Here is an 11,829-nt window from a genome sequence, read left to right on the forward strand (position 1 = left end):
TTTATATCATTGTGTTATGTGGCTTCCAAAAAAGTGCGATCAGGAAATTTCTCCACATAAGATTTTTCGAGATGTCTCGCAAGATAAGATCCTTGGCGATTCGTGACGCAGAGCGAACAGGAAATTCTTCCACATTAAGCGATAAGGATCGCACTTCGCCGCGCAACCCAATGTGAGATTTCTTTCGGTTTGGATCAGGAAATCTCTCCACATATGAACTTTCGACAGGGTTATTGGGTTGTGTGATCAAGCTCTCATCTCGCAATTTACCGGTTTTTAGCTGTGCCGATGCCCATTACAGGAAATCTTTCCACATTAGCCTCCACCAAACAGCATGAAAAGTTTCCACATATGGACTGATGCGAGGCAACAGGAAATTTCTCCACATATCGCCCTCCCCTTGTTAGAGAAACGGCTACCAACAAGGGATCCAGACAATCGAACAGGAAATCTTTCCACGTATGCAGAGATGTTAAATGATCAGATAATCTTTCCACATATAACAATGTGACGCTGTCACAAAGGACATAAGTGGATGATTTAGTGAAAAGTATAAGGCAGACGTTTTAAGAAAATTTCAGAGCTGGAACATGAAAAGTCTCCACATGAAGTTACGACAACGCGTACAGGAAATCTTTCCACATTTAGTCGTTCAAGTAAGGGATTCATGTGTGACGCGGTAACAGGAAAAATCTCCACATATGAGGCGTCAACACCAACAGGAAATTCCTCCACCTTTGATGTTCTGCCCTGCTAATGCAGTAGTTAAACCCTTTACACATAACGCTTAGTCCCGGTGATCCTGCTAGAATACTAAAAGTCTCAAACAGTCCAGAGTTATCAACAGGAAATTGCTCCACATAAGTAAGATCATGATATCCCTAAAGTTATCCACAGGAAATTACTCCACATGGAACAGGAAAAGGATCCACATTCAACAGGAATGATCTCCACATGAAGCATGAAATCACTCCACATATAGGCGCGTAACTGGTTGATACTAAAAGTGAAAAAGGCGCTCTAAAGAGAAAGGTTTAAAGTTAAAAAGAAACAAAAGAGTTATTAGATCTTTGGATCCTTCCCTTAAAACAGGCGCCTGGCGGGGGTTTGGCAAAAAGCGGGAAGATCATGCTGACCATCGCTGATCAGCATGCAGACCGAAGATTAAACGCGTTCGTTGTGGATCAACCAGCCTTCGATAAGCTCGGTTAGAACATCTTTCATTTCACGATCCTGCAAAAAGCAGCTGGTCTTAAAGCGCTTATGCAGATCTTCGTCGATATTGGTTTGCAGTTTTTTGACGCTTGATGGCGGTTTAGATACAGCTTCCAGAGCCGTATTGAGTTGTCGATGCTGGCCTAATTTCATTTTCATTTCAGCAACTCCATGATCTCTTTGGTCATAATCTCAATCTCCCCTTTCGCATTGCCGTCTGTAGTATCAAATACAGTGCCGCCATCCATCATGGTGCGGACATAAACTTGACGCTGAGAGGTGCCTGTTCTGAGTGCTGGAACGCCAGTATCTGCAATCGACTCTTTCAACACTTCTAACATTTTAGCGGAAGCGACCTTCTTGGTGATCAGAAAACGCGCAATCACGGGTTGCAGGTTTTCACGCGCTTCTACGACCGCCAGGATAGCGCCACAGGCCGCAAAGTCCAAAGGTGAGGGAGTAACCGGAATTAACACCAAATCGCTTACCATGACCGCTGCGGAGGAAATAGCCGATATGGCGGCAGCTCCGTCGATCACTACGTAGTCATATTCCTTCAGCTGTTTTCTGACGGTGTAGACTTCTTTCTCCGACGCCGCTTCTGCAAGGTCGAACTGGCACTTGCTTTCGTCATACCAGTTGCTGATGCTGCCCTGAGGGTCTGTATCGACCATCACAACTTTGTGTCCTTGTCTGGCGAGACAGGTTGCGATGTTAATGGACGTTGTGGTCTTCCCTACCCCGCCCTTCCCGTTCAGGAAGGAAATTATTTTCGCTGCCATTGCAACCTCTTAGTGATGGATTATGGAATCATAAGATTTCACCATCTTTGAATCCTAGGATTCAAAGATTATCCAAGTCTGACATCGTATAATCTCAGGATTCTGTGATTATAAAATCCACGAATCTCATGAGTATGGGATACTATAATGTCCAACACCAAGGATTTCAATATCTCAGGATTTGTAAATCATATAATTCCCTAATCCTAGGATTCTGAGATTACCATATCTGATGTTCCCATTATCTTAGGATTGTGGAATCTCGAGATGACTGAATCTTTGAATCTTGGGTGGTTAGGATTTGAGGATTGCATCATCATGTTCACCACGCAGTGCTAGGATTCTATAATCTCAAAATCTCATAATTCCACTATTACTTGGATAGTGAATGGAGTTTTCCATTTGAGGAAAGCCAAGAGACGTGGCACTGTTGCTGCGGCGTTATATTCATAATCCTAGGATTTAAAAATCCTGAAATCCTAAGATATAATTTGTTAGAATCCTGAGATTTTATGATTACAGGATGCTGAAATCTCCAACCTTAACTTGCCAAATCCTATCATCACAAAATCCTGAGATTTCATAATCCCATAATCATAATAGTTTAATCAATGAGTTACATATTATGATGAGACCCCTCAGCGACGGGGGAGGGGAGTGCTAGATTTTATCTAAAGGGGATTCTAATCCTAGAATCCTATGATTTTGTGCACCTGATGTCTCGGGATTCTATAATCTTATAATCCCATAATCTTTAAATCAGAGGATCCTAAAACGCGTAGTTAGAAGATTAAAATCATGGGATTCTGCAATCCTGGGATTGTGGGATTTCTAAATCTCAGGATTTCCACTGACGCAGCTTATTTATTTCTCTGCATAAAGATTATCCATTAACTGCCGATAAGTTGTTCTCTGGGCCGTGACATCATGGGGGGTTCACGATGTCGATAGCCTGCGGATTCATTGCTTTTATCTTTGGTTATGGAGTGAGTTATGCGATTCACCATTCGCGCGCGACTGATAGGCATCGTCGGTTTGTTGTGCATTTTGCTAGCAATCACCACAGGTTGGGGGATCATCGGATTACGCGCAGCCGACCAGAGAGCCATATCTACTTACCGCACTGAACTGCTTCCTCTACAGCACTCCGCCAAACTTTATCGACTGGCCCAACTTCAGTCAGCTACGCTTTTTGAAACATTGCGCTATTGGACTGACAGCGACGAAGTGAGCCAGCGGATGCAGCAAATCGACACTTACCGCAAACAAATCGTCGCTGAACAACAAGCCTATCAGGCGACGTCCATAGTTTCAGGCAGTGCTGCTTTGCGCCAGAATTTCCTCAATGATTTAGCAAAATATCAGGTCGCGCTGCGTGACGCCGGTTCTTTACTGGCATCGGGTAACCCTTCAGGAGCCTTAGTCATTATTGAAACTCGCCTTCGTTCCGGCAGTCTTGCTCTACAAAAAGATATCGACGCCTTGGATAACCTGATGCGTCAGCAGGCTGAAGCCAACTACAGCGCCAGTTCTAATGCTTTTAATATTATGCGTAACAGCATGTTAGGCATTCTCGCCGCCGGCATTTTCATCGCGCTGATTGCCGGGGGCCTGCTTATTCGCTCTTTAACTGCGGCTATCAGTCGGGCAAAACGTCTGGCCGAATCCATATCAGCGGGTGGCTTGAATCATCACATCGGCGATATTCCAGGGGATGAGATGGGGGGACTGATGCAGGCGCTGGCCCAAATGGACGCGCGGCTGTCATCCATCGTTCGCGATGTTGGCGAAAGCGCCAAGGCTTTAAGCCAGGCGGCGGAGCAAATGGCAGAGGGCAATAATGATTTAGCTGCGCGCACTCACTCTCAGGCAAGCTCCCTCGAACAGACCGCCGCCAGCATGGAACAGATGACGGCCACCGTGAAATTTAATGCGGACAACGCCTCGCAGGCCAGCCAACTGGTGCAAACCGTGCGACAGCATGCGCAAAAGGGAAGTTCAGTGCTAAGTGACGCTGTCACGGCAATGCAAGATATTGAACAGTCGAGTAAGAAGATTGGCGATATCAACCGCGTCATTGATGAGATTGCCTTCCAGACAAACCTACTAGCGCTCAATGCGGCGGTCGAAGCGGCTCGCGCAGGCGAGCAGGGCAGGGGGTTTGCCGTGGTCGCTGCTGAAGTTCGACAGTTGGCGCAGCGCTCAGCTAAAGCGGCGCAGGAGATCAAGACCCTAATTCAGGCTAGCGTCAGCAAGGTAGATGTGGGCAGCAAACTGGTTCTGCGTTCCGGTGAAACCCTCAATGTAATCAACGAGGGTTTGGTGAAAGTGGTGGATTTTGTGGCTGAGATAGCTGTTGCCAGCAACCAGCAGTCGAGCGGTATTACTCAGGTTAATGCTGCAATCGTGCAGATGGAGAGCGCGATTCAGCAAAACGAGGGGTTGGTTGAAGAAGCCACCGCTGCCAGCCAGACGGTAAATGCCCACGCCGGTAAATTGGTGGAGAAAATGGCCTTCTTCCATTTGAAAAAAATACCGCCTGCCGCTCCTGACAAAGTCACTAAGCACCCCGTGGCAGAAGCCTATCAGCCCGCGACGGCTTCAACGCTGGAGCCGGTTAATGTCTGATTTAAAAGGGCTAAAATGGCTTTTTCCTGCGGCGATGGCGGCGTTAAGCCTGAATGCTCATGCCGTGACTACCTTGAAGATTGCTACCATCGCGAATGGCGATATGACCATTATGCAGCAGCTTTCAAGCAGTTATGAACAGGCTCACCCTGATATCAAGCTTGAGTGGTACGTAATGGATGATGGCGAACTGCGCAAGCAGGTTCTCAGTGATATGAGCAGCGGCAAGGCCAACTTCGACGTGATAACCGTAGGCACTTATGAAGTCCCGCTGTGGGGCCAAAAAGGCTGGCTCACGCCGCTGGATAATCTGCCGGCTAACTATCAGGTTGATGACTTGCTGAAACCCATTCGTAGTGCTCTTTCCTGGCAGAATAAGCTCTATGCTTTACCTTTCTATGGTGAAAGCAGCATGACTTATTATCGCAAAGACCTGTTCGCGGCTAAGCACCTGACAATGCCAGAAAACCCAAGCTGGGATGAAATCAAAAATCTTGCCGCTGAACTGACTGATAAGTCGCAGGGGATTTACGGTCTCTGCCTGCGTGGGTTAGCTGGCTGGGGTGACAACGTCGCGTTAGTCACCACCATGGCCAATGCCTATGGGGCCGAATGGTTCGACGCCGACTGGAAGCCTCATTTGGACAGCGACGAATGGCGTAACGTCTTAAAAGATTATGTGTTTATGCTGCAAAACTATGGTCCGCCGGATGCAAAATCGAACAGTTTTGGGCAAAACCTCAAGCTCTTCTCCCAAGGTAAATGTGCAATGTGGGTCGATAGCACGGTGGCGGCTGGGATGGTGACTAATCCGCAAATCTCGATGGTGGCGGACAAGGTTGACTTTGCGCCAGCACCGGTGGCCATTTCCTCTAACGGATCGCACTGGCTTTGGGCCTGGTCGCTGGCCGTGCCGCAAAGCAGCAGTCAAAAGGCTCAGGCACAGGCTTTTATCACCTGGGCGACGTCGCCGGCCTATATCCAGCAAGTTGCGCAGACAGTGGGCTGGGGCGCAATTCCTCCCGGCAGCCGCTATTCCTCTTATGCTGAACCTCATTATCAGAAGCTGGCGCCTTACGCGGCGCGGGTGAAACAGGCTTTAGAAACCGCCACGCCCGAGCAGCCAACGCTTTTCCCTGTGCCTTATCAGGGCGTGCAGTATGTCAGTATTCCGGGTTTTGACCAGATGGGTGACGCCGTGGGTAAAAATATCTCTGCACTTCTGGACGGTAAGATGACGTTGGAGGAGGTGCTGAGTGCTAACCAGCAGGCCGTGACGACCCTGTATCAGTCGGGGAATCATTGAATCTTGAAGTTTTATGATTCAGTGATTTCATGATTTTGAAATCCCATAATCCTGTGATTATATAATTCTTGGATTATGGGATTAATTGATATGTTTTTAGCTATCAGCGACTTGCAGAATAACTTGCCAGTCCAGAGCTAATTTTAACAACAAGCAGGCGGAGCAAACGAAGATGATGGTTTTGAACATTGGTGTTTCATAAGTGTGATGGATGTCTCATTTTATCAGTCAGCTAAAAATTTAGAACAACCATTTTCTGATTTTTATCCTGCTTTGGTTAAAAGCGCATTTATTGCTTTCCAGCCTGTCGCCAGTGCCAACTTGTTCGGCACAGGAAAATGCAAACTCAGCGAATCCCCACCCCTGCAACAACCTTAGCCGTAGTAAGCCATTTGTGCGTTTATCGCTCGATGCCACGAAAGCGCCAACTTGTCATCCTTTAGCCTGAATTAACAATGACTACTGTATAGAAGTTATGCGTGCCTTTGGGGTGAAAACGTCTGAAACATAGTCTATCTGTGCGCTCCGAGGGTGCTGAACTTCAATATTGCAGCAGTGTTTGTTATATTATTGTCCAATTGACGTTCAGGATTTTGGCGTATTTCACTAAAGCCAATATACTTTTAGAACTTCGTCGCTCAGGACAATGACATGTTAGATTTTCGCTTTCCGACTGCAATGCAAATGGTACTCAGCGTCGCCGTGGCCGAAAAAACCGGCGTACGTGCAACCAGTGCGGTTTTGGCTAAGGTTCTGGAAGCTAACCCAAGTTTTATTCGCAAGTTGATGGTTCCGCTGACGCGTAACGGCATTATTGTGTCTACGCTTGGCCGAACAGGCTGCATTACGCTCGGCCGCCCGACAGATCAAATCACGCTGCGTGACATTTACACCGCGGTGATTGATGACAAACGCATTTGGGCGTCGCGCCCCGAGGTGGAAGCCAAGTGTCTGGTCAGCGCCAACGCCTGCTGGTATTTCAAATCGGTCGTTAGCGAAGCTGAAGAAGCCTCGCTGGCCGTGCTCGCTCGCCACACCGTGGCTGATGCGTTGAGTGAGTTTGAATGTAATGACACCCGCACCTGGTGCAGCGATAAGAAAAACGCCTGCACGGAACAGGATGAAGAAGCTTCCGCCGAGAAATAAGCACAAGACAGCTTTCATTTAGCACCAGTGCTCAGTGTTGATTGAAACTGAGCCATAAAAAAGGCCGGGTTATTCACCCGGCCTTTTTGCTTTCCGCTACTTACGGTTAGACCGCCACGGTTTCCTGACGTTCTTTACGCGTCACCAGTCGGCGCAACGCCACGTAGAACACCGGCGTGAGGAACAGGCCGAACAGCGTTACCCCCAGCATGCCGGAGAACACGGTAATACCGGTGACGCCGCGTACTTCGGCACCCGCGCCGTGGCCTAAAATCAGCGGGATAGTCCCGGCGATAAAGGCAATCGACGTCATAACGATAGGGCGCAGACGCAGGCGACATGCCTCGAGCGCGGCTTCAACAATCCCTCTGCCTTGCATTTCCAGTTCACGAGCGAACTCGACGATAAGAATGGCGTTCTTACAAGCCAGCCCCATCAGCACCACCAGCCCGACCTGCACGAAGACGTTGTTGTCCCCGCCAGTGAGCCACACCCCGAACAGCGCGGAGAGCATGGTCATCGGCACGATAAGAATGACCGCCAGTGGCAATGTCCAGCTTTCATACAGCGCCGCCAGCACCAGGAATGCCAACAGAATAGCCACCGGGAAGACGATCAGCGCCGCGTGGCCCTGCGTTGATTGCTGATAGCTCAGGTCAGTCCATTGGATATTCATGCCGTTCGGCAAGACTTTATCCGCCAGCTCGCTCACCTTGGTCATAGCCTCGGTCGAAGACAATACGCGCGGATCGGCATCACCAATGATGTCCGCCGCCGGGAAGCCGTTATAACGAATTACCGGGTCTGGACCGTAGGTGGTGGTGATGTTCACCATACTGCCAATCGGCACCATCTCGCCTTTATCGTTGCGGGTGCGCAGGTTGGAGATATCTTCAATGGTTTGACGATAGGGACCATCGGCCTGCGCCATGACTTTATAAGTACGGCCGTAACGGTTGAAATCGTTAACGTAGGTCGAACCGAGATAGGTCTGCAGCGTGCTGAATAAATCATCCAGCGACACGCCCTGGGCCTTGGCTTTATCGCGATCGATCTTGGCATCAAGCTGTGGCACGTTGGCCTGATAAGATGAAATCGGGAAGCCCATGCCCGGGGTCTGCATGATGCCGCCGGACATGGTGTTGATCGCGGTTTGCAATGCGCCGTAACCCAGACCCGCGCGGTCCTGAATATACAGCGAATAGCCCGAACCCTGACCTAAACCAAGGATTGGCGGCGGCATAATAGAGAAGGCAAAACCTTCCTGCAGCTGTGAAATCTTGGCGTTGATTTCCGCATTGATCGCCGCCGCGGTGCGGGTACGCTCATTCAGCGGTTTTAGGGCAAAGAACACCGTGCCGGTATTCGGCGTGTTGGTGAATTGCAGCGCATTCAGGCCGGGGAAGGCGACTGAATCACTCACGCCGTCCACGCTCAACCCAATCTCACTCATCTTGCGGATCATGGCATCCGTACGCTCAAGGGAGGCACCTTCTGGCATCTTCACGCCGCCAATCAGGTACATCTTATCTTGGGTCGGAATAAAACCACCCGGCACCAGTTTGAACATAAAGGCTGCGCCACAAAGCAGCAGCAGATAGACCACGAACACTGACCCACGGCGGTGGAGCGTGCGTGAAACTGCGCCCTGATAGCGTTCAGAACTTTTGTGGAAGAAACGGTTAAACGGGCGGAACAGCCAGCCGAACAGTCGATCGATGATTCGCGTCGGAATATCTTTCTTCGCGCCGTGCGGTTTGAGCAACAGCGCCGCCAACGCCGGGGAGAGCGTCAGGGAGTTGATAGCTGAAATCACGGTTGAAATGGCAATGGTGACCGCAAACTGCTTGTAGAACTGGCCGGTTACGCCGGACAAGAAGGCCATCGGCACGAACACCGCGCAGAGCACCAGAGCAATGGCGATAATCGGCCCAGACACTTCGCGCATCGCCTGATGGGCAGCCGCCAGCGGGGTGAGGCCCTCCTCGATATTCCTCTCGACGTTTTCCACCACCACAATGGCATCATCCACCACGATCCCTATCGCCAACACCAGTCCGAATAGACTCAAGGTGTTGAGCGAAAAACCGAGTAAATAGAGCACGCTGAAAGTACCAACCACTGAAATCGGCACCGCCAACAGTGGGATGATCGACGCACGCCAGGTTTGCAGGAACAGAATAACCACCAGCACGACCAGCAGAACGGCTTCCAGCAGCGTATGGACGACGGCACTGATGGAGTCACGCACGAACACGGTTGGGTCGTAAGGCGCTTTCCAGGTCATACCTTCCGGGAAACGGGTCGCCAGCTCGGCCATTTTGTCGCGAACGGCGTCAGACAGGTTGATCGCATTGGCGCCCGGCGCCTGGAAGATACCAATACCTACCGCGTCTTTGTTGTTCAACTGGGAACGCAGCGCGTAGTTACCTGACCCCATCTCGATACGGGCCACGTCGCGCAGGCGCACCACGGTGCCGTCATCGCTGGTTTTCAGGATGATATTGCCAAACTCTTCTTCGTTTTGCAGACGCCCTTGGGCGTTAATCGACAGCAGATAGTCGCTTTTGGTCGGCATCGGCTCTGCGCCAAGCTGACCGGCAGAGACCTGAACGTTCTGCTCGCGCATTGCGTTGACCACGTCAGACGCCGTTAAGCCGCGCGACGCCACTTTGTTCGGGTCAAGCCAGACGCGCATCGCGTACTCACCGGCACCGAAAATTTGCACCTGACCGACGCCCGGCAAACGCGCCAGCTCGTCTTTCACTTTCAGCGTGGCGTAGTTACTCAGATACAGCGAGTCGTACTTGCCGGAAGGGGAGAACAGATGCACCACCAGCGTCAGCGTTGGAGACTGTTTCTGGGTGGTGATCCCTTGGCGAATTACGTCCTGCGGCAATCTGGCTTGCGCCTGAGACACGCGGTTTTGCACCTGAACCTGCGCCTGATCCGGGTCAGTACCCGGGCGGAAAGTCACGGTGGTGACCAGCACGCCGTCAGAACCAGCCACAGATTTCATGTACATCATGTTCTCAACGCCGTTGATCGACTCTTCCAGCGGTGTAGCCACGGTGTCGGCGATCACTTTCGGGTTGGCACCCGGATACACGGCGCGTACCTGCACGCTCGGCGGTACCACGTCCGGGTATTCGCTGATCGGCAGAAGCGGGATGGAGATTAAACCACCAACAAAAATCAGGATCGACAGCACCGCGGCAAAAATCGGTCTGTCGATGAAAAAGCGGGAAAAGTCCATAATTCAGGATTCTCTTTCAGGGCTTAGTTAGAAGCGACAGTTGAAGCCATATCAATCGTCTTGGCATTCACCGGCATGCCCGGCATAAATACCTTCTGCACACCATCGACGATGACTTTGTCACCGCTGACTAAACCTTTTTGCACAATACGCAGACCTGAATATTGACGGCCTAATTCGACATCGCGACGCTGCGCCTTGCCTTCTTTATCGAGCACATAGACAAACTTGCGGTCTTGGTCAGTCAGCACGGCTTTATCGTTGATCAGCACCGCGTCGAAGCGTGGGCTGCCCGGCATTTGCACGCGAGCAAACAGGCCTGGCGTGAAGCGGCGTTCGCTGTTATCGAGCACGGCGCGCATACGAATAGTCCCGGTACCGGAGTTCAGCTGGTTGTCGGTGAAATCGACATAGCCGGTGTGCGGATAACCTTGCTCACCCGCCAAACCGACGTTGACCTGCAACTTGGTGCCAGGCGCGGCAATGTGCTGGCCATCGCGAGCAAGTGACTGATAACGCAGGAAAGTGGCTTCATCTACATCAAAGTAAACGTAGACTTTGTCGAGAGACACCAGCGTGGTGAGAACACTCGCGCTGTCACCGGCTGTCACCAGATTACCCACGGTTATCATGGCGCGGCTGGCGCGACCGTCGATGGGCGCCGTGACCTGAGTGAAGTCGAGGTTTAACTGAGCCACATCCAGCTGAGCCTGCGCGGCAAGAACGTCGGACTGCGCTTGCGACGCGGCGGCTTTACGCTGTTCCCAGATCTCGGTTGAGACGGCCTGAGTGCCAATCAATTTCTCAGTACGGCCTGACTCGCTGCGGGTCAGATTCGCCTGATTGCGTGCATGAACCAGCTCGGCCTGAGCCTGCTCGCGGGCGGCGCGATAGGTGCGGTCATCGATGGTGAACAGAATCTGGCCTTTTTTAACTTCCTGACCTTCGGTGTAGTTCACTTTATCGATATAACCGGAAACGCGCGGGCGCAGTTGCACGCTCTGCACGGCTTCAATGCGGCCGTTAAAATCATCCCATTGGTTAATCTGTTTGACGACGACATCCGCTACGCTGACGCCCGGAGGCGGTGGCGGGCCATTTTTTGCTGCGCTGTTGTCGCAAGCACTGAGCACGGTGACCAAGATCGCAACCAAAGAGAGTTGCAAAGCGAGTAGAGGCGCGCGAAGTGAGCGGCCCCGTTTAACCATTGGGTTTTGCAGACTTGCCATTATTTTTATTTCCAGTGAGTAAGCTCAGTCAGGCAATACAACCGGATCCTGTCATCCGGGTAACGTCCTTTGCCTGAGCGGGCTTTTGTCCGATTTGCGTCGTTCAATGACACAATTTTGTAGCGAGAAAAGAGGTGTTGCTAAATTTAAAGTATCAATGAAAGATACATTAATTCGGGGGGATTGTAGGGAGGTCCCTAACAAAGAGCAAGAATTACTGTTGCACTTTATGTGCTGTTTTCAAAACCGCATTACTGTGAAGTAGGT

At 50.8% G+C, this 11,829-nt stretch carries 7 protein-coding genes; 3 read left to right on the forward strand and 4 right to left on the reverse strand.

The features are described 5' to 3' along the window. Window positions 1–1,164: 1,164 nt before the first annotated feature. Together ACT3RT_RS18090 and parA are read right to left on the reverse strand one after the other, a co-directional pair. Window positions 1,165–1,374: a plasmid partition protein ParG gene (locus ACT3RT_RS18090; RefSeq protein ID WP_154147395.1), complete on the reverse strand. Its 210-nt coding sequence runs from the start codon at window positions 1,372–1,374 to the stop codon at window positions 1,165–1,167. After that, window positions 1,371–1,997: a ParA family partition ATPase gene (gene parA, locus ACT3RT_RS18095; protein ID WP_034796139.1), complete on the reverse strand. Its 627-nt coding sequence runs from the start codon at window positions 1,995–1,997 to the stop codon at window positions 1,371–1,373. Before parA ends, ACT3RT_RS18090 begins: the two co-directional genes overlap by 4 nt. A 993-nt stretch (window positions 1,998–2,990) precedes the next feature. On the opposite strand from parA, the gene ACT3RT_RS18100 reads away from it, so the two are divergent. The 3 genes from ACT3RT_RS18100 to ACT3RT_RS18110 all read left to right on the forward strand — a co-directional run bounded on the left by ACT3RT_RS18100 (window position 2,991) and on the right by ACT3RT_RS18110 (window position 7,077). Continuing rightward, window positions 2,991–4,625, forward strand: a complete 1,635-nt coding sequence (locus ACT3RT_RS18100) for a methyl-accepting chemotaxis protein (RefSeq protein WP_496203483.1) — start codon at window positions 2,991–2,993, stop codon at window positions 4,623–4,625. Continuing rightward, a complete protein-coding gene (locus ACT3RT_RS18105; RefSeq protein ID WP_496203484.1) occupies window positions 4,618–5,931 on the forward strand; it encodes an ABC transporter substrate-binding protein in 1,314 nt (437 codons plus the stop codon). Before ACT3RT_RS18100 ends, ACT3RT_RS18105 begins: the two co-directional genes overlap by 8 nt. Before the next feature lie 651 nt (window positions 5,932–6,582). Next, complete coding sequence (locus ACT3RT_RS18110) at window positions 6,583–7,077, forward strand: RrF2 family transcriptional regulator (RefSeq protein ID WP_485903404.1); 495 nt, start codon at window positions 6,583–6,585, stop codon at window positions 7,075–7,077. A gap of 106 nt (window positions 7,078–7,183) precedes the next feature. On the opposite strand, the gene ACT3RT_RS18115 is transcribed toward ACT3RT_RS18110, so the two are convergent. Both ACT3RT_RS18115 and ACT3RT_RS18120 read right to left on the reverse strand, forming a co-directional pair. Next, on the reverse strand, window positions 7,184–10,333 hold the full coding sequence (locus tag ACT3RT_RS18115; RefSeq protein WP_486032356.1) for an efflux RND transporter permease subunit: 3,150 nt from the start codon (window positions 10,331–10,333) through the stop codon (window positions 7,184–7,186). 23 nt (window positions 10,334–10,356) lie between these two features. Next, the gene (locus ACT3RT_RS18120) at window positions 10,357–11,541 is read right to left on the reverse strand and encodes an efflux RND transporter periplasmic adaptor subunit (protein WP_496203559.1); all 1,185 of its coding nucleotides are present in this window, start codon (window positions 11,539–11,541) and stop codon (window positions 10,357–10,359) included. Window positions 11,542–11,829: the final 288 nt, after the last annotated feature.

Source organism: Ewingella sp. AOP9-I1-14, assembly GCF_052375995.1.
GTDB lineage: Bacteria > Pseudomonadota > Gammaproteobacteria > Enterobacterales > Enterobacteriaceae > Ewingella > Ewingella allii.

Coding starts and splice junctions, on each gene's coding strand:
- ACT3RT_RS18120 (WP_496203559.1), bottom strand. CDS start 11,541: ATGGTTAAACGGGGCCGCTCACTTCGCGCGCCTCTACTCGCTTTGCAA.
- parA (WP_034796139.1), bottom strand. CDS start 1,997: ATGGCAGCGAAAATAATTTCCTTCCTGAACGGGAAGGGCGGGGTAGGG.
- ACT3RT_RS18100 (WP_496203483.1), top strand. CDS start 2,991: ATGCGATTCACCATTCGCGCGCGACTGATAGGCATCGTCGGTTTGTTG.
- ACT3RT_RS18115 (WP_486032356.1), bottom strand. CDS start 10,333: ATGGACTTTTCCCGCTTTTTCATCGACAGACCGATTTTTGCCGCGGTG.
- ACT3RT_RS18105 (WP_496203484.1), top strand. CDS start 4,618: ATGTCTGATTTAAAAGGGCTAAAATGGCTTTTTCCTGCGGCGATGGCG.
- ACT3RT_RS18090 (WP_154147395.1), bottom strand. CDS start 1,374: ATGAAAATGAAATTAGGCCAGCATCGACAACTCAATACGGCTCTGGAA.
- ACT3RT_RS18110 (WP_485903404.1), top strand. CDS start 6,583: ATGTTAGATTTTCGCTTTCCGACTGCAATGCAAATGGTACTCAGCGTC.